The organism is Achromobacter sp. 10T422, assembly GCF_056394065.1.
Window position 1 is genome coordinate 704,418 of sequence record NZ_JBFTHD010000002.1, and the last position, 17,279, is coordinate 721,696.

General features: G+C 65.3%; 16 protein-coding genes. 13 read left to right on the plus strand and 3 right to left on the minus strand.

Translation table 11 applies throughout. The features are described 5' to 3' along the window. Window positions 1-26: 26 nt before the first annotated feature. Window positions 27-527 (minus strand): TRAP transporter small permease, encoded by a 501-nt coding sequence (locus AC1DB0_RS07375; RefSeq protein WP_054428127.1) that lies wholly within the window; start codon window positions 525-527, stop codon window positions 27-29. Between the two features lie 245 nt (window positions 528-772). Beyond that, complete coding sequence (locus AC1DB0_RS07380; protein ID WP_054428126.1) at window positions 773-1,747, minus strand: TRAP transporter substrate-binding protein; 975 nt, start codon at window positions 1,745-1,747, stop codon at window positions 773-775. 103 nt (window positions 1,748-1,850) lie between these two features. Between AC1DB0_RS07380 and AC1DB0_RS07385 the strand changes: the two genes are divergently transcribed. From AC1DB0_RS07385 to AC1DB0_RS07425, 9 genes are all read left to right on the plus strand, one after another. Then, window positions 1,851-4,382 carry an ABC transporter permease gene (locus AC1DB0_RS07385; protein ID WP_082387329.1) on the plus strand — a complete coding sequence of 844 codons (2,532 nt, stop codon included), beginning with the start codon at window positions 1,851-1,853 and terminating at the stop codon, window positions 4,380-4,382. Further along, a complete protein-coding gene (locus AC1DB0_RS07390) occupies window positions 4,382-4,804 on the plus strand; it encodes a group II truncated hemoglobin (protein WP_082387328.1) in 423 nt (140 codons plus the stop codon). The genes AC1DB0_RS07385 and AC1DB0_RS07390 overlap by 1 nt, the downstream gene beginning before the upstream one ends. Window positions 4,805-4,871: 67 nt before the next feature. Next, the gene (locus tag AC1DB0_RS07395; RefSeq protein ID WP_245636528.1) at window positions 4,872-5,540 is read left to right on the plus strand and encodes a 3-deoxy-D-manno-octulosonic acid kinase; all 669 of its coding nucleotides are present in this window, start codon (window positions 4,872-4,874) and stop codon (window positions 5,538-5,540) included. A 142-nt stretch (window positions 5,541-5,682) separates the two neighbouring features. Beyond that, window positions 5,683-6,786 carry a polyamine ABC transporter substrate-binding protein gene (locus AC1DB0_RS07400; RefSeq protein ID WP_054428123.1) on the plus strand — a complete coding sequence of 368 codons (1,104 nt, stop codon included), beginning with the start codon at window positions 5,683-5,685 and terminating at the stop codon, window positions 6,784-6,786. 6 nt (window positions 6,787-6,792) lie between these two features. After that, complete coding sequence (locus tag AC1DB0_RS07405) at window positions 6,793-7,920, plus strand: ABC transporter ATP-binding protein (RefSeq protein ID WP_054428122.1); 1,128 nt, start codon at window positions 6,793-6,795, stop codon at window positions 7,918-7,920. Further along, window positions 7,917-8,837: an ABC transporter permease subunit gene (locus AC1DB0_RS07410; RefSeq protein ID WP_054428121.1), complete on the plus strand. Its 921-nt coding sequence runs from the start codon at window positions 7,917-7,919 to the stop codon at window positions 8,835-8,837. The genes AC1DB0_RS07405 and AC1DB0_RS07410 overlap by 4 nt, the downstream gene beginning before the upstream one ends. After that, a complete protein-coding gene (locus tag AC1DB0_RS07415; protein ID WP_054428120.1) occupies window positions 8,834-9,643 on the plus strand; it encodes an ABC transporter permease subunit in 810 nt (269 codons plus the stop codon). Before AC1DB0_RS07410 ends, AC1DB0_RS07415 begins: the two co-directional genes overlap by 4 nt. Continuing rightward, window positions 9,640-9,996, plus strand: a complete 357-nt coding sequence (locus tag AC1DB0_RS07420) for a Spx/MgsR family RNA polymerase-binding regulatory protein (protein ID WP_175171998.1) — start codon at window positions 9,640-9,642, stop codon at window positions 9,994-9,996. The genes AC1DB0_RS07415 and AC1DB0_RS07420 overlap by 4 nt, the downstream gene beginning before the upstream one ends. A gap of 16 nt (window positions 9,997-10,012) precedes the next feature. Beyond that, window positions 10,013-10,735, plus strand: coding sequence for a DNA-3-methyladenine glycosylase (locus AC1DB0_RS07425; RefSeq protein WP_346553474.1), 723 nt, complete (start codon window positions 10,013-10,015; stop codon window positions 10,733-10,735). 80 nt (window positions 10,736-10,815) lie between these two features. Here AC1DB0_RS07425 and AC1DB0_RS07430 read toward each other — a convergent pair whose 3' ends face one another. Next, window positions 10,816-11,493 (minus strand): PhoP regulatory network YrbL family protein, encoded by a 678-nt coding sequence (locus AC1DB0_RS07430; protein ID WP_245636527.1) that lies wholly within the window; start codon window positions 11,491-11,493, stop codon window positions 10,816-10,818. Window positions 11,494-11,635: 142 nt separating this feature from the next. Here AC1DB0_RS07430 and AC1DB0_RS07435 point away from each other — a divergent pair, with 142 nt between their 5' ends. The 4 genes from AC1DB0_RS07435 (at window position 11,636) to rpiA (ending at window position 17,096) form a co-directional block, all read left to right on the plus strand. Continuing rightward, window positions 11,636-12,994, plus strand: coding sequence for a DNA recombination protein RmuC (locus AC1DB0_RS07435; protein ID WP_476758518.1), 1,359 nt, complete (start codon window positions 11,636-11,638; stop codon window positions 12,992-12,994). A gap of 117 nt (window positions 12,995-13,111) precedes the next feature. Then, a complete protein-coding gene (locus AC1DB0_RS07440; protein ID WP_054428116.1) occupies window positions 13,112-14,641 on the plus strand; it encodes an amidase in 1,530 nt (509 codons plus the stop codon). A 26-nt stretch (window positions 14,642-14,667) separates the two neighbouring features. Next, window positions 14,668-16,377: an isovaleryl-CoA dehydrogenase gene (locus AC1DB0_RS07445; RefSeq protein WP_476758517.1), complete on the plus strand. Its 1,710-nt coding sequence runs from the start codon at window positions 14,668-14,670 to the stop codon at window positions 16,375-16,377. A gap of 38 nt (window positions 16,378-16,415) precedes the next feature. Continuing rightward, entirely contained in the window at window positions 16,416-17,096 is a 681-nt protein-coding gene (gene rpiA, locus AC1DB0_RS07450) for a ribose-5-phosphate isomerase RpiA (protein ID WP_054428114.1), read from the plus strand. Window positions 17,097-17,279 lie beyond the last annotated feature (183 nt).

Here is a 17,279-nt window from a genome sequence, read left to right on the forward strand (position 1 = left end):
GCTGCTCAGGTTCGATAAGGGGCGGCTCAGCCTTGCGCGTCGTTGCGCACAGGCACGTCTTCTTCTTCGCCGGCGCACCAGCGGGCCAGCACGGCAATGGCGGCCAGCGTTGCGCCAACGGGAATCGCCAGGTAGATCCAGGAAATGGAAATGTCCAGGCTGGGCACTGTCTGGAAGCGCACGCGATAGGTCATGTTGCCGCCGATCCAGGCCAGAAAGCCCAGGAAGCTGGCGCAGATCAAGCCGATCACCGCTTCAAGCACGCGGCGCTTCGTGCCGCCCAGCAGGTTGCGCAGCAGTTCGACGCTGATCATGGCGCCATGGCGGAAGGCCAGGGCCACGCCCAGCAGCACCGTCCAGATCAGGAGGGCGCGGGTCAGCACCTCGCTCCAGTCGGAGGGTGAATGCAGCACGAAGCGGGCAATGACCTGGTAGAAGGCGGCGGCCGCGGCGGCCACCAGCAAAAGTTGGGCAAGAACCGAGACCAGCTTGAACAGGCCGCGGTCGAAAGCGCAGAGCAAACGCATGATGAATCCCGATAGCGAGGGGCGCAAAGGATGGGGGACGACAAGCGGCGGGACCGGAATCCCGCCGCCAAGGGCGACGTGTCCAATGCAAGGACGGCGTGCCCGATATCAAGACAACGTGCCTAAAACACGACGACGTGTCTAAAAAGACGACAAGGTGCCTAGAACATCGAAGGCGTGCCTGGCAAAAGGACGGCCTGCCAGGCACGAGGACGACGTACCAAATAAAAGAGGGCGAGCCCCGCTTACTTGGTGTCGCGGATCGAGTCGATCAGCTTCTTGTCGAACTTCTTGTAGTACTCGGGGTACGCGGGTTCCACAGCGGCGGCGAATGCAGCGCGGTCCACCTCGGACACTTGCATGCCTTCCTTCTTCAGCTGTTCGACACCGGTCTTCTCAATGTTGTCGACGTAGGCGCGCATGGCTTGGGCGGAGTCCTTGCCGGCCTTGTCGAAGTTGGCCTTGTCGGCAGCCGACAGGCCTTCATAGACGTTGGCCGACATCAGCACCAGCGCCGGGCCGTACACGTGGCCGGTCAACGACAGGTACTTCTGCATTTGCGACAGTTTGGCCGACGTGATCACCGACAGGGGGTTTTCCTGGCCGTCGATGGTGCCTTGCTGCAAGGCGGTGGCTACTTCCGGCCAGGCCATGGGCGTGGGCAGAATGCCGATCTGGCGGAAAGCCGTGATATGGATGGGGTTTTCCGTGGTGCGGATCTTCAGGCCCTTGGCGTCCGCCGGGGTCTTGACCGGGCGCACGTTGTTGGTCAGGTGGCGAAAGCCCTGTTCACCCCAGGCCAGGGCGATGATGCCGCGGCTGGGAAACTTGGCCAGCATGTCCTGGCCGATCTTGCTGTCGAGCACCGTGCGGGCGTGTTGCAGGTCGCGCAGCAGGAAGGGGATATCGAAAACCCCCGTCTCGGGAACAAAATTCAGGGTAGCGCCTGTCGAAACGATGGCCAGGTCGATGGTGCCGATCTGCAGGCCTTCGATCACTTCGCGCTCGCCGCCCAGCGCGCTGTTGGCGAATTGCTGTACCTTGTACTTTCCGTTGGTCGATGCCTCCAGCGACTTGGCCAGGGCTTCGGCGCCGGCGCCGTAGTGCGACGAAGCCGACAGGGCGTAGGCCATCTTCAAGGTGTTCTGAGCTGCCGAGGGCAGGGATGTGGCGGCCGCGCAGGCGGCCAGAATCGTGGCCGCAAGCCAGGATTTACGCATTGTCTTCTCCGGTATTTAGGTATCTTTATGGGCGGCGTTGCCTCCCGCCCCGGGATGATATCGGGATTCGGACGCCGTCTATGCCGGTTTTTAACTATGTTGAATGATGGATTTCCCTGATATGTCACAGGCCAAGCGCCCCGGTTTATGGTCCACCCTGCGCCTGGGCGCCAGGATGATGATGCGAGACGCCCGCGCGGGCGAGCTGCGCTTGCTGGTGCTGGCGCTGGTCGTGGCGGTGGCCGCGGTAACCAGCGTGGGCTTCCTGGCCGACCGCGTCAGCCGCGCGCTGGAACGCGACGCGGGCCAGATGTTGGGCGCCGATCTGGTGCTGGATGCCGACGAGCCAGTGCCGGCTCAATTCCTGGACCAGGCGCGCGAACGCGGCCTGACCCTGTCCAGCACCTGGCAGTTTCCGTCCATGGTGGGCGCAGGCGACGGCGCGCAACTGGCCGCGTTGAAGGCCGTTGAACCCGGCTACCCATTGCGCGGCGCGCTGCGCGTGGCCGATGCCCCCTTCGCACCCGACGCCGTCACCCGAGACATCCCGCCCGAAGGCGCGGTCTGGGTCGATGCCCAACTGCTGTCTCTGTTGAACCTGAAAGTGGGCGACACGCTGAACGTGGGCGACGCGCATCTGCGGGTGGACCGCGTGATTACCTATGAGCCGGATCGCGGCATGCAGTTCGTCAACGTGGCGCCGCGCGTGCTGCTGCGCGCCAGCGATCTGCCTGCCACCGGGCTGATTGCACCGGGCAGCCGCATCGGTTACGCCATGCTGGTGGCCGGCCAGCCGGATGCCGTGGCGGGTTACGCCACCTGGCTCAATCAGCATCTGAAGCGCGGGCAGAAGGTCGCCACGCTGGAGTCGGGCCGGCCGGAAGTGCGCCGCACGCTGGACCGCGCGCAACGCTTTCTGTCGCTGGTGGCCTTGCTGGCGGTGCTGATTTCGGCGGTGGCCGTGGCCTTGGCCGCCGGCCGTTACATGACGCGGCACCGTGATGGCATCGCCGTCATGCGTTGCCTGGGCGCGGTGCAATCCCAGGTGTCGCGGATGCTGACCTTGGAATTTACGCTGGTCGGCCTGCTCTCGTCGGTGGTGGGCTGCCTGCTGGGTTATGCCGTGCACCAGGTGCTGGTGATGCTGCTGGGGTCACTGATCGACACCAGCCTGCCCGCGCCGTCGGCCATTCCCGCCTTGCAGGGCGTGTTGACCGGGCTGTTGCTGCTGCTGGGCTTCGCTTTGCCCGCGCTGGCGCAACTGCGCCATGTGCCGCCGGCCCGCGTGCTGCGGCGTGATGCGGACACGATCAGCGCCCGCAGCGCGTTCGGCTACGCGCTGGGCGCGACGGGTTTCGCGTTGCTGATCTGGTGGTTCGCGGGCGACGCCAAGCTGGGCGCGGTGGTGGCGGGGGGCTTTCTGGGCGCCTTCGTCGTCTTCGCGCTGGTGGCGTGGCTGTGCATTCTGGGCCTGGCGCGGCTGCGTGGGCTGGCGGCGGGCTTGCCCGCGCTGCGCTTTGCGCTGGCCGGCGTCGTACGCCGGCGCGCCGCCACCATCACGCAGGTGTGCGCGCTGGCGGTGGGTTTGATGGCGCTGCTGTTGCTGACCATGACGCGCACCGACCTGATCCAGGGCTGGCAGCGCACCATGCCGCCGGATGCGCCCAACCGTTTCCTGATTAACGTGCAGCCCGACCAGCGCCAGGCCGTGACCGATGCGCTGACCCGCGAAGGGCTGGGCCGCATCACACTGTCGCCGATGGTGCGCGGCCGTCTGATCGCCATCAACGGCAAGCCCGTGGGGCCGGACGACTACGAAGAGCCGCGCGCCAAGCGGCTGGTGGACCGCGAGTTCAATTTGTCCTACACCGACGAGATGCCGTCGTCTAACAAGATCGAGCAGGGCCGGTGGCTGGCGCCCGGGTCGTCCGAGGTGTCGTTGGAGTCAGGTCTTGCCAAGTCGCTGGGCCTGAAGCTGGGCGACAAGATGACGTTTGATGTGGCCGGCCAGCAGGTCGAGGCCGCCGTCTCCAGCACCCGGCGCGTGGATTGGGATACGATGCGCGTCAATTTTTTCGCCATCCTGACCCCCGCCGCGTTGGCCGACATGCCCCAAAGCTGGATCACCTCTTTCTACCTGCCGCCCGAAAAGGCGTCGGTGCTGCCCGCGCTGGTGCGCGAATTTCCGAACCTGACCGTGTTCGACGTGGGCGCCATTCTGCAACAATTGCAGTCGGTGCTGAATGAAGTGGGCAAGGCGGTGCAGCTGCTGTTCCTGTTCACGCTGGCGGCAGGCGTGCTGGTGTTGTCGGCGGCGCTGACGGCCACGCGCGACGAGCGCATGCGCGAAGCGGCGGTGCTGCGGGCGCTGGGCGCCACGCGCACGCAGTTGGCGCGTTCCCAGCGTATTGAGCTTTGGGCGGTGGGCGGCCTGGCGGGCCTGTTGGCCGCGGCCGGGGCCACCGCCATCGCTTGGGTTTTATCAACCCAGGTGTTCGATTTCACCATTACCCTCAGCCTCTGGCCGTGGCTGGCGGGCATCGGCGCGGGTATGCTGGGCGCCTGGGCGGGCGGCGCCCTGGCCCTGCGCGGCGTGTTGCGCACGCCGCCGCTCGTCACCCTTCGAGAAACCTGATGACGACCCGCGTCCATACCATTAGCGAACCCGTGGAAAATTCCAGCAGTATTTTTGACCTTCTTGGCGGCGAACCCGGCGTGCGTGCGCTGGTCGACCGTTTCTATGACCTGATGGACATGGAGCCCGACCTGAAAGAACTGCGCGCCGCGCACGGCCCCAGCCTGGACGACGCGCGCGACAAGCTGTTCTGGTTCCTGTGCGGCTACTTCGGCGGCCCCGACCACTACATCGAACGTTTCGGCCACCCCCGGCTGCGCGCGCGGCACTTGCCATTTTCGATTGGCGAGATCGAGCGCGACCAGTGGGTGACCTGCATCGGCCGCGCCATGGAAGACCAGGGCATCGCCCCGGCGCTGGTGGAACGGCTGCTGGGATCTTTCTACGGCGTGGCCGACTGGATGCGCAACCGTGAAGGCTGAAGGGAAGGCCACCGACCCGCGATCCGGCGCACAGCGCCAGTCCTGGCCGGGGCCGCTGGCCGGCGCCATGCTGAGCGACGCGCAGCGCCTGGCGCAAGCCGGACCCGAAATCTTCAACCCCGCCCACTATGGCGACCGCGCCCGCCCCGTGGACGCGGGCGGCCGTCAGGCCGCCTGGTTCGTGCAGGGGCCGGGTTGGCAGGGCGTGCTGCGGCGCTACCGGCGCGGCGGAATGATCGCGCGCATCAGCCGCGACGCCTATCTGTGGAACGGCGAGGACCGCACCCGCAGCTTTCGTGAATACCGCCTGCTGGCCGCCATGCGCGCCCAAGGGCTGGCCGTGCCAGCGCCGCTGGCCGCGGCCTACTGGCGCCAGGGGCCGATCTACCGCGCGGCCATTGTGGTTGAGCGCATACCCGGCGTGCGCCCGCTGGCTCACGCGCTGGCCGAGCCGATCTGGGGCGCAGTGGCCGACGCCATCGTCCGCATGCACCGGGCGGGCGTCTGGCATGCGGATCTGAACGCCTTCAATATCCTGATCGGCAGCGATGACCGCGTCTGGCTGATCGATTTCGACCGCGGCACGCAAGGTTCGTTGTCCGAGCGTCAGCGCCAGGGCAATCTGGACCGCCTTCGCCGCTCGCTCGTCAAAGTGGCAGGCGAAGAGGGCGACCGTTTCTGGATGAAAATGCGCGACAGCTACTGGACGGCCTGGGGCGTGGGCGTGCAGCCCTGACAGGCCAGACACACCAGGGGCCGCCATCGGCCCCTAATTGCGTCAATTACCCGGCAAAGTTGGGCAGGTGATCGCTAAAAGGCTTTATCATTTCGCCTTTTGGTAGTCCTGACATACACGGCATACAGCAAGGGGTCTCGTAATGGAACTAAGGGCGGGAGTGCGCTGGGCGCTTGGCGCGGTGCTGGTTGCGGCATCGGCTTCGCCGGCGGTCGCTCAGAACAAGGTCGTCAACGTCTACAACTGGGCCGAATACACGGCGCCGGACACAATTCCGGGTTTCGAAAAGGAAACCGGCATCAAGGTCCGCTATGACGTTTACGACAGCAACGACACGCTGCAAGCCAAATTGCTGGCGGGCAAGTCGGGTTACGACGTCGTTGTCCCGTCCACCCATTACGCCTCGCGCCAGATCGAGGCCGGCCTGTTCCAGAAGCTGGACAAGTCCAAGATCCCGAACTGGAAGTACCTGGACCCCGAAGTGATGGCGCTGGTCGCCACGGTCGACCCGGGTAACGAGTACGCCATTCCGTGGGGCTACGGCACCAACGGCCTGGGCTACAACGTCACCAAGGTCAAGCAGATCATGGGCGACAACGTCGACCTGGCCAACTGGGACATGATCTTCAAGCCCGAGAACGCCGCCAAGCTGAAAGAGTGCGGCATCTCGATGCTGGACGAAGCCGCGCAGGTGTTCCCGGCCGTGCTGAAGTATCTGGGCAAAGACCCCAACAGCACCAACGCCGACGACTACAAGGCCGCGCTGGATGTGCTGAAGCAGATCCGCCCGTACATCCGCCAGTTCAGTTCGTCGGGCTATATCGACGAGCTGGCCGTGGGCGACCTGTGCATGGTCTACGGTTTTTCGGGCGACGTGATGATCGCCCGCAAACGCGCGCAAGAAGCCAAGAAGACGTATGAAGTGAACTACTTCATCCCGAAGGGCGGCGCGCCCGCGTGGTTCGACCTGATGGTCATTCCGAAGGATGCCCCGCATCCCGAAGAGGCCCTGGCGTTCATCAACTACATTGAAACGCCGAAGGTTCACGCCGCCATCACCAACACCATGTTCTACCCGAACGCCAACAAAGAGGCGCGGCAGTACGTGGTGAAGGACGTGGCCGACAACCCCATGATCTACCCGCCGGCAGAGGTCTCCAAGACCTTGTATGTGATCAAGGCGCTGCCCTTGAACATTCAACGCCTGCAAAACCGGATGTGGTCCGAGCTGAAGTCTGGAAGATAAGTCATCATGAGCGATAGCCGTTACTCGGCGCCGCATACCGTGGACCCGGACGAGTTCGTCCGGGTCTCCGATGTGGTCAAGATTTTTGGCGATGTGGTCGCCGTGCGTTCCGTCAACCTGTCCGTCAAGCGCAACGAGATCTTCGCGCTGCTGGGAAGCTCTGGCAGCGGCAAGTCGACCTTGCTGCGCATGCTGGCGGGCTTTGAGGACGCCACCTCTGGGCAGATTCTGCTGGATGGCGAAGACATCACCAGCGTGCCGCCTTACCGCCGGCCCGTGAACATGATGTTCCAGTCCTACGCGCTGTTCCCGCACATGACGGTCGAAGCCAACGTGGCGTTCGGCCTGAAGCAGGAAGGCGTGGACCGCGCCGAAATCCACGACCGCGTGTTCGAAGCGCTGGATCTTGTCCAGATGGCCGGCTATTCGCGCCGCAAGCCGCATCAGTTGTCGGGCGGCCAGCAGCAGCGTGTGGCGTTGGCGCGCAGCCTGGTCAAGCGGCCCAAGCTGCTGTTGCTGGATGAACCGATGTCCGCGCTGGACAAGCAGATTCGCCAGAAGACGCAGATCGAGCTCGTGAAGATTCTGGAACAAGTCGGTGTGACCTGCATCATGGTCACGCACGACCAGGAAGAAGCGATGACCATGGCGCACCGCCTGGCCGTCATGACCGAAGGGCAGATCGTCCAATGCGGCACGCCGCAGGACGTCTACGCGTTCCCGAATTCGCGCTTCGTGGCCAGCTTCATCGGGTCGACGAATATGTTCACCGGCACCATCGTGGTGGACGAGCCCGATCACGTCGCCATCGAATGCGGCGAATTGACGCGGCCGCTGTTCGTGAACCACGGCGTGAGCGAGCCGCTGGGCATGGAAGTGCACGTCTCCATCCGGCCCGAGCGCCTGGTGGTGTCGCGTGACCAGCCGCCGGGTGAATACAACTGGGCGCACGGCATGGTCAGCCACATGGCGTGGATGGGCAGCTACGCGCTCTATCAGATTCGCCTGGACTCCGGCAAAACGGTGGAAGCCAGCGTGCCCAGCCTGCTGCTGGCGCAGATGGACGCCCCGGGTATCGACGAAGAAATCTTCGTCAGCTGGGGCGAAGACAGCGCGACGGTGCTGGCGTCATGATCCGCTTTTCGCCCCGCGACTGGTTGCCATCGGGCCGGGCGCTGGCGGTGGTGCCGCCGTTTGCCTGGCTGGTGCTGTTCCTGCTGCTGCCCTTCCTGCTGGTGCTGAAGATCAGTTTTGCCGAAGTGAAGTTCGGCATCCCGCCCTATACGTCGCTGGCGGAATTCCAGGACGAGGCCGTGCAGTTCAGTCTGCACCTGCGCGGCTACATCCTGCTGTTCACCGACAGCCTGTACTTCAAGACCTACCTGAGCTCGGTGAAAATTGCCGGCATCACCACGCTGATCTGCGTGCTGATCGGGTACCCCATCGCGTACTACATCGCGCGTTCCTCGCCCCGCGTGCGCAACCTGCTGCTGCTGGGCGTGATCCTGCCGTTCTGGACGTCGCTGCTGCTGCGCGTGTATGCCTGGGTGGGCATCCTGCGTAACGATGGCTTGTTGAACAACCTGCTGCAAAGCCTGGGAATTATTTCCAGCCCGCTGGAAATTTATCGCACCGATGTGGCGGTGTATATCGGCATGGTCTATGCGTATCTGCCGTTCTTCATCCTGCCGCTGTACGCCACGCTGGTGAAGATGGACTTGCGTCTGCTGGAAGCCGCGTATGACCTTGGCGCCAAGCCGTGGCAGGCGTTCTGGCAGATCACCGTGCCGCTGTCGCGCCAGGGTGTGATTGCCGGCGCCATGCTCGTGTTCATTCCGGCCGTGGGCGAATACGTGATTCCGGAAATGCTGGGCGGGGCCAACACACTGATGATGGGCCGCGTCATGTGGAACGAATTCTTCAATAACGCTGACTGGCCCATGGCGTCCGCCGTGACGTGCGTGATGGTGCTGTTGCTGCTCGTGCCGCTGGTCGTCTTCCAGTACAACCAGGTCAAGCAGCAGGAACTGGCGAACGGAGGCCGCAAATGAAGGGTCCCAACAAGACCTTGCGCGCCGTGGTGTTGGGGCTGGGGTATTTCTTCCTGTACGTGCCCATCCTGAGCCTGATGGTGTTCTCGTTCAACGAGTCGCCCACCGTGACGTCGTGGGCGGGCTTTTCGTTCCGCTGGTATCACGCGCTGTTCAATGACGATGCGCTGCTGCGCGCGGCCTGGCTGTCGTTTCGCATTGCTGCGATGACGGCGACGGCCGCCGTCATCATCGGCACGTGGGCGGGCTATGTGCTGGGGCGCATGGGGCGCTTCCGCGGCTTTGCGCTGTACGTCGGCATGCTGAGCGCGCCGCTCGTCATTCCCGAAGTGGTGCTGGGCATTTCGCTGCTGCTGATGTTCGTGGAATTGCGCGGCAGCCTGGGCTGGCCCGCCGAGAACGGCGTGTTCACGATCTGGGTCGGGCACGTGACGCTGTGCATGGCGTTTGTGGCGGTCGTCATTCAGACCCGTATCCGCGACCTCGACCGTTCGCTGGAAGAGGCCGCGCTGGATCTGGGCGCCACCCCCATCACCGTGTTCTTCAAGATCACGCTGCCGCTGATTGCGCCAGCCCTGGCGTCGGCCTGGCTGCTGTCTTTCACGCTGTCACTGGACGACGTCGTTCTGGCGTCGTTCCTGTCCGGCCCCAGTTCCAGCACGCTGCCGATGGAAGTGTTCTCGCGGGTGCGCCTGGGGCTGAAACCCGAGATCAACGCGCTGGCCACCTTGTTCATCCTGGCGGTGGGCACGTGCGTGATCCTGGCCAACCGCCTGCAATGGCGCAAGGAGTCCGAATCCAAATGAAGCAAACCACTCTGTATGGGCTGACCAAGTGCAGCACCTGCGTCAAGGCGCGTGACTGGTTGTCCGAGCATGGCGTGGACCACGCGTTTGTGGATTACCGCGATCATCCCGTGCCTGCCGCCACGCTGAAATCCTGGTCGGAAAAAGTGGGCGGCTGGGAAAAGCTGGTCAACCGCACGTCGATGACGTGGCGCAACCTGGCCGAAGATCGCAAGTCGGCCCAAACCGACGCCGAATGGAGCCAGCTGATTGCTGAATTCCCGGCGCTGGTGCGCCGCCCGGTCACGGTCACGCCCGATGGCGAGGTCACCGTGGGCTTCAGCGAAAAGCGCTACGGCGAACGCTTCGCCTGACGTTGCGTTGCACGTGATGGCGTCCTCCATCCAGGCATCGCGCGGCGCCGGCAAGGCGTTGCCCGATGCCTTTTTTGACCGCGACGCCCGCGCGCTGGCGCGCGATCTGCTGGGCAAGGTCATCCGCCATCGTGTGGACGGGCTGTGGTTGTCGGCCCGCATCATCGAGACCGAAGCCTATTACCTGGAAGAAAAGGGCAGCCACGCGTCGCTGGGCTACACGCACAAGCGGCGCGCGCTGTTCATGGACGGCGGCGTTATCTATATGTATTACGCGCGCGGCGGTGATTCGCTGAATTTCAGCGCCGCAGGACCCGGCAACGCCGTGCTGATCAAATCGGCTCATCCCTGGACGGACGCGCTCTCCGGCCCGGATGCGCTGGCCCGCATGCAGCAGTTGAACCCGGATGCCCAAGGCCAGCCGCGTCCGCCATCGCGGTTGTGCGCCGGCCAGACGCTGCTTTGCCGTTCGCTGGGCTTGAGGGTGCCGGAATGGGACGCGCGCCGCTTCGATCCGGATGCGCTGTATGTCGAGGATGTGGGCGATTCACCCGAGGTGCTGATCTGCACGACGCGCCTGGGCATCCCGGCAGGGCGCGACGAGCATCTGCATTACCGCTATGTGGACCCGGCATACGCCACGGTCTGCACGCGTAATCCGCTGCGGCGCGGGCAACGTGCCGGGCACGACTATGTGTGGGTGGATCGGCAGGGCGTGGTGCTGCCGGACGCGCCGTAGGCAGGGTGGCCAAGGCGGAGCCGCCGAGCCGGGGGCGCCGAGCCGGGGCCACCGAGGTGGGGCCGCCGAGGTGGGCCGCTTCAGGCCTGACCTTGCCCGTGCCCCATCGCCCGGATTCGTGCTTCCAGCGACCGGCGCATTTTCTGGTACTTGCGCAACATGCGCCAGCGGTTCAGCCGCTTGCTCCACGCGTACAGCGGCACTAGCGGCAGCACCCCGAAGCCGTCGATCAGGTACATGCCCGGCTTGCCGTCGGCGTTCTGGCCGCAGGCAATGTTGCTGGCCGACACGTCGTGCAGCACAACATGGGCATCGGCCAGGTCGTCGAAGAATTCGTCCAATTGTTCGAAAAACTTGGCGTCCACGCGGCCCTGCTTGGCCAGGTCAGTCACCGTGGGGGCGATATTGCCGGCGGCATCGGTGATTTTCTCGACCAGCAGGCCCAGCCCCAACGAGGTTTGCGCCACGCCCACGATGCGCGCCATGGGCACCTGCCATACGCCAGACGGGCGGGTCGTCGTGGTGACGTATTCCGAGAGCTCGTTCAGATACACGCGATACGCGCTTTCGCGCTGAAACTGCTTGTACCAGCGCTTGAGCGGCCGCGCCTCTAGGTAGACGGCGCGCGCGCGCATGTCCATGACTTTGACCAGCAGGGAGGCGGCGTTGGGGTGTTGAAAAATGTGGCGGTCGCCGCCGATGGCGAGCGGAGCCTCGGCGTCGAGATCCAGTGGGCCGAAGACGGACTGGAACGACACCGAAGGCTGACAGGAAGGGAGGTCAGCAGGATTCAATGGGGTCGAGCGATCAGTTCAGAGTAGGGGGAGTTTAATCCTGTTGAGCGCCGGCAGCGGCCAGATCTGTGGCAATTTCATGTCGCTTGGTTACAGAGGCGGGGTGATGCGTCCTACAATTCCGGCTTTGGAGAGGCCACTTTTGAACGACATTCTGCTTTGGGTTGCCGCGGTTGGCGCGGTGTTGGCGTGTTTGGCGGCGTTATTTGCGTGCTTGCGGCCGCCCGCCAGGGATGCGCGTCTGGACGCGGTGCTTGACGGTCTGGAACGCACCGAACGCGCCTTGCGCGCCGATATCGCGGAAAGCCAGCGCGGCCTGCGCAGCGAAATTGCGGAATCCACCCGGGCGGCGCGTGCGGAATCGGCCGAATCCCTGGCGCGGTTCGCCGCGGGCTTCGGTGAGCAGTTGCAGGGGCTAATTCAGATCAACGAGCGCCGCCTGATGGAAGTGCGCGCCACCGTCGACCAGCGCTTGCAGTCGCTACAAACTGAAAACAGCGCCAAGCTGGACGAAATGCGCCGTACCGTGGACGAAAAGCTCCATGCCACGCTTGAGCAGCGCCTGGGGGAGTCCTTCAAACTGGTGTCCGACCGGCTGGAAGCCGTGCACAAGGGGCTGGGCGAAATGCAGGCGCTGGCGGCCGGCGTGGGCGACCTGAAGCGCGTGCTGACCAACGTGAAGTCCCGCGGCACCTGGGGCGAAGTGCAACTGGCCCGCCTGATCGAAGACAACATGACGCCCGACCAGTACGCCAGCAACATCAAGCCGGTGCCGGGCAGCGATGCGGTCGTCGAATTCGCCATCCGCTTGCCGGGGCGTGGCGATGGGGGCGAACCCGTCTGGCTGCCGATCGACGCGAAATTCCCCAAGGAGGAATACGAACGCCTGATGGACGCGCAAGACGCCGCGGATGCCGAAGGCGTCAAGGCGGCGGGCGCGGCGCTGGGCCGGGCGGTGGAATTGCAGGCGCGCCTGATCGCCAGCAAGTATGTCGCGCCGCCGCACACAACCGATTTCGCCATCATGTTCCTGCCCACCGAAAGCCTGTATGCCGAAGTGCTGCGCCGCCCCGGCCTGCTCGACAAGCTGCATGACCTGCGCATCAACGTGGCCGGCCCCAGCAATCTGGCGGCGCTGCTCAATAGCTTGCAGATGGGGTTCCGCACCTTGGCCATTGAGCAGCGGTCGTCGGAAGTCTGGCAGGTGCTGCGCGCGGTCAAGACCGAATTCGGCAAATTCGGCGACGCCCTGGCCAGCGTGAAAAAGACCTTGGACACGGCCAGCAACAAGATCGGCCTGACCGAAGTGCGCACCCGCGCCATGCTGAAGAACCTGAAAAACGTCGAAGCCTTGCCGGAAGCAGATGCCCTAAGGCTATTGGGTGAGGCCGGCACCGCGGATGACGACAACGACCCGGATGACGACGCCGAGCCGCGCAACGTCTCGTCCACGGGCACGAACTGATCCGTTTGTCTTGACGTCGCGCGGCCACCCAGGGCCGCGCGTGCTTGTTGCCTACGCAGACTGTCGATATCCTGGCATGTGCGGCATTTCGCCGTCGAACCCTGGAGCATCGTAAGCATGAGCACCGCTGAACGCCATGATTCCTCTTCCCTCGACGCGACGGCGCTGGGCGCCGACATCGCACAAGGGGTCATAACCGCCCGTGCTGCGATGCAGCAGGCGGTGGACCGGGTAGCGGCGCGCAATCCGTCGATCAACGCGGCCTGCGGCGTTGAAGCCGAAACGGGCCTGCGGCTGGCTCAGGCCCTGGACGACGAACTGGCGGCGCTGTCGCCGGAGCAGCGGCAGGCGCAATTGCAGCACCGGCCATTCCTGGGCGTGCCGACCTTGCTCAAGGACTTGGGCACCGCCGCGCTCGGCCTGCCCAGCGCGATGGGATCAGTGCTGTACGGCCATGTCGCCTGGGACGTCGACGCCGAGATCGTCAAACGATATCGCCATGCGGGCCTGATTCCGTTTGGCCGCACCACCAGCGCCGAGCTGGGCTTGAGCCCCACGACGGAATCCCCGGCCTACGGGCCTCCCACCCAAAACCCCTGGAAAGCCGGCCATAGCGCAGGCGGCTCCAGCGGGGGCGCCGGGGCGGCGCTGGCCAGCGGCATGGTGCGGATCGCGCACGGCAGTGACGGCGGCGGCTCCATTCGCATTCCGGCATCCTGCTGCGGGGTGCTGGGCCTGAAGCCGTCGCGCGGGCTGATGCCGCTGGGTCCGCTGAAGGGCGAAGGCTGGGGCGGTTTGGCGACCGAGCACATGATGACGATTTCGGTGCGCGACTGCGCCGCGTCCCTGGATATCAGCGCGGGCGCCGACGTGGGCGCGCCTTATGCGGCCCCGGCGCAGCCAGCGCAATCCTACCGGGCCGTGGTGGCGCGCGTGTCGGCCGATCCGCAAAGCGCCACGCGCCGCCGTATCGCTTTCATCAACACCACCTATGAAGGCGGTGTCATCCACCCGGAAGTGGCCGCCACCGTGGACGAGGCCGCGCGCTTTTTCGCCGCGCTGGGCCATGAACTGGTGCCGGCCTTGCCGCCGGTGGGGTCTGAAGAGGTGTTGTCGCCGATGCTGCCGCTGATTGCCAGCGCCGCGGCCAATGCCATCGACAGTTTCGTCGCGGCGCGCGGACGCCGTTTGGCCGCTGATGAATTGCAGCCCACGACGCTGGGCGCGCGCGAGTACGCCCGCGCGATCTCGGGTTCGCAATATGTGGCGTGCGTGGATACCTGCCACGAAATCACGCGCCGCATTGGCCGCTTCCTGCATCGCGATGGCGCGCACGGCTATGACCTGTTCCTGACGCCGGTGCTGGCGCAGCCGCCCGCGCCCATCGGCCGCTACGCCATGGACAACGCCGATTACCTGGCCTACCGTCTGGGCAAGAAGGGCGTGATCGGCTATTCGCCCTTTGCGCCCTTGGCCAACCTGACCGGCATGCCCGCGATTTCCATCCCCTTTGGCATGTCGTCTGACGGCTTGCCGATCGGCATCCAGGTGATGGGCCCGCTGGGCAGCGAAGCGCTGCTGCTGGAGCTGGCCGCGCAGGTCGAGGCCTTGCGGCCCTGGGCGTTGGTGGCGCCCATGGCCAGATAGATAGCCGAATGCTCCAGGGAGCCGCCATGTCTTCGTTTGCGACGCATACCGTGCAGAACCAGGCGCCCGCCCTGGAAGACTATTCCCTGTACGACACGGACCCGGCCTTGCGCGAGGCGGTGCGCCGCGAAGGGGCCGAAAGCTGGTCGGGCGATCTGGCCGCGCATGGGGCGTGGCTGGGCCGCGCGCAAACGCTGGCGGCTGGCGCCGAGGCCAACCGTTGCCCGCCCCGTTTGCTGAGCTATGACCGCAACGGCCACCGTATCGATCACGTTGAATTCCACCCCGCCTGGAACGTGCTGATGAGCGGCATCGTCGCGCGCGGCTTGCACAGCCGCGCCTGGGCGCAACCGGTGCCGGGCGCACAAGTGGCGCGGGCGGCGGCGTATCTGATGCAAGGGCAGGTTGAAGCCGGCACCTTGTGCCCCACCACCATGACGTTTGCCGCCGTGCCGTTGCTGCAACGTGAACCGGCGGGCGCCGTGGATTTTGCGGGGCAGTGGCTGCCTGCGTTGTACTCGCGCGAGTTCGACGCCGCCGACGCGCCGCTTGCCGCCAAGCGCAGCGCGCTTATCGGCATGGGGCTGACCGAAAAGCAGGGCGGTTCCGACTTGCGTGCGGTGACCACCCGCGCCACGCCCTTGGGCGCGCCGGGCCGGGGCAACGCCTACCAATTAGTGGGACACAAGTGGTTCTTCTCGGTGCCGCAAGCCGATGCGCATCTGGTGCTGGCGCAGACGGACGAGGGGCTGAGTTGCCTGTTCGTGCCGCGCTGGATTCCGGATGGCCCCCGCAACGCCGTGCGCGTGCGCCGCTTGAAAGACAAATTGGGCAACCGCAGCAACGCCAGCGCCGAGGTTGAATTCGAAGACGCCTGGGGCGTCATGGTGGGCGAACCCGGGCGCGGGCTGGCGGTGCTGCTGGAAATGGCGGCCACCACGCGGCTGGATTGCGTGCTGGGCAGTGCCGCGCTGCTGCGGCAGGCGCTGGTGCAATCCATCCATCATGCCCAGCATCGGCACGCGTTTGGCAAACCGCTGATTGCACAGCCGCTGATGCGCAATGTGTTGGCGGACCTGGCGTTGGAAAGCGAGGCGGCGATGGTGTTGGCGCTGCGGCTGGCGCGTGCGGTGGATGGGCGCGGAGGCGGACAACTAAACGGACAACTAAACGGACAAGAACGCGGGCAGGGCGGCGCGCAGAACCGCGCGCTGGTGCGCGTAGGCACGCCGGCCGCCAAGCTCTGGATCTGCAAGCGGGCAATCAGTGCGGTGGCCGAATGCATGGAAGTGTGGGGCGGCAACGGGTATGTCGAAGAGGGGCCCATGCCCCGTATCTATCGTGAAACCCCTGTCAATTCCGTTTGGGAAGGGTCGGGCAACGTAATGGCGCTGGATGTGCTGCGCGCCCTGCAACGCGAGCCCGACGCCTTGCCCGCGCTGGAACAGGAATTCGCAGCCGCTGCCGGCCAGCACCGTGCGTTCGACCAGGCGCTGGCGCAATGGCGGTCGATGCTGGCGGATACCAGCCAGGCGGAATTCCAGGCGCGGCGTATCGCTTGCGGGCTGGCGCGCTTGTGGCAGGCCGCTCTGTTGATCCAGCACGCGCCCGACGCGGTTGCGCAGGCGTTCGTCGCCAGCCGCCTGCGTGCCGATGGCGGCGTTTTCGGTGAACTCGCTGCTGGGGTGGATACGTCTGTCATCCTGTCGCGGGCCTGGCCCGCCGCCGCATGCTAAATTTCCTGGCTTAACCAACCTTCCCGCATTACTCCGCCATGCTCTCCCAGCAAGAACTCAAGCAGCAAGCCGCCGACGCCGCCCTGGAATTCGTTGAAGCCGTTGCCGGCCCGGACGCCATCATCGGCGTGGGCACCGGCTCCACCGCCGACCTGTTCATTGATGGCCTGGCGCGTTTCAAGGGCCGCATTGCCGGCACGGTCGCCAGTTCCGAGCGCAGCGCCGCCCGCTTGGCCGCCCACGGCTTGAAAGTGCTGGATTTGAACGACGTGTCGACGATGCCGATCTATGTAGACGGCGCGGACGAGATCGACGCGAATCTGTACATGATCAAGGGCGGCGGTGGCGCCCTGACGCGCGAGAAAATCGTTGCCTCGGTGGCTGAACGCTTCATCTGCATCGCCGACGAATCGAAGCTGGTCGACACTCTGGGCAAGTTCCCGCTGCCGCTGGAAGTGATTCCGATGGCGCGCGAATCGGTCGCGCGCGCGCTGACCATGCTGGGCGGCCAGCCGCGCCTGCGTGAGGGTTTCGTCACCGATAACGGCAACATCATCCTGGACGTGTCGGGTCTTTCGATCAAAGACGCGCTGGGGTTCGAGGCGCGCGTGAACAACCTGCCGGGGGTTGTCACCTGCGGCCTGTTCGCGTTGGCAGGCGCCGACGTGGCCTTGCTGGCCACCCAGAACGGCATTCGCCGCCTGGACCGCGTGGCGTAATTTCGGGCTCGCCACGCCCCTTTCCGCCTTCCTGCGCTGCCCGCGCATTGCCGCCGCCGCTCCGCCTTGCGGGCGGCGGAGGGCCGATTCATAATCCTGTCACACTTGGGTCATAACCTTGCCGGTTGTGCAGGCCCATCTCGTAACTCTCTTATTTCGGGGCAATGCAATGAGATCAACCAC

Excerpts from the sequence above, each read along its gene's own strand:
- AC1DB0_RS07440 (WP_054428116.1), top strand. The coding sequence starts at position 13,112 with ATGAGCACCGCTGAACGCCATGATTCCTCTTCCCTCGACGCGACGGCG.
- AC1DB0_RS07410 (WP_054428121.1), top strand. The coding sequence starts at position 7,917 with ATGATCCGCTTTTCGCCCCGCGACTGGTTGCCATCGGGCCGGGCGCTG.
- rpiA (WP_054428114.1), top strand. The coding sequence starts at position 16,416 with ATGCTCTCCCAGCAAGAACTCAAGCAGCAAGCCGCCGACGCCGCCCTG.
- AC1DB0_RS07380 (WP_054428126.1), bottom strand. The coding sequence starts at position 1,747 with ATGCGTAAATCCTGGCTTGCGGCCACGATTCTGGCCGCCTGCGCGGCC.
- AC1DB0_RS07400 (WP_054428123.1), top strand. The coding sequence starts at position 5,683 with ATGGAACTAAGGGCGGGAGTGCGCTGGGCGCTTGGCGCGGTGCTGGTT.
- AC1DB0_RS07390 (WP_082387328.1), top strand. The coding sequence starts at position 4,382 with ATGACGACCCGCGTCCATACCATTAGCGAACCCGTGGAAAATTCCAGC.
- AC1DB0_RS07425 (WP_346553474.1), top strand. The coding sequence starts at position 10,013 with ATGGCGTCCTCCATCCAGGCATCGCGCGGCGCCGGCAAGGCGTTGCCC.
- AC1DB0_RS07405 (WP_054428122.1), top strand. The coding sequence starts at position 6,793 with ATGAGCGATAGCCGTTACTCGGCGCCGCATACCGTGGACCCGGACGAG.
- AC1DB0_RS07375 (WP_054428127.1), bottom strand. The coding sequence starts at position 527 with ATGCGTTTGCTCTGCGCTTTCGACCGCGGCCTGTTCAAGCTGGTCTCG.
- AC1DB0_RS07445 (WP_476758517.1), top strand. The coding sequence starts at position 14,668 with ATGTCTTCGTTTGCGACGCATACCGTGCAGAACCAGGCGCCCGCCCTG.
- AC1DB0_RS07435 (WP_476758518.1), top strand. The coding sequence starts at position 11,636 with ATGCGTCCTACAATTCCGGCTTTGGAGAGGCCACTTTTGAACGACATT.
- AC1DB0_RS07395 (WP_245636528.1), top strand. The coding sequence starts at position 4,872 with ATGCTGAGCGACGCGCAGCGCCTGGCGCAAGCCGGACCCGAAATCTTC.
- AC1DB0_RS07385 (WP_082387329.1), top strand. The coding sequence starts at position 1,851 with ATGATGGATTTCCCTGATATGTCACAGGCCAAGCGCCCCGGTTTATGG.
- AC1DB0_RS07420 (WP_175171998.1), top strand. The coding sequence starts at position 9,640 with ATGAAGCAAACCACTCTGTATGGGCTGACCAAGTGCAGCACCTGCGTC.
- AC1DB0_RS07415 (WP_054428120.1), top strand. The coding sequence starts at position 8,834 with ATGAAGGGTCCCAACAAGACCTTGCGCGCCGTGGTGTTGGGGCTGGGG.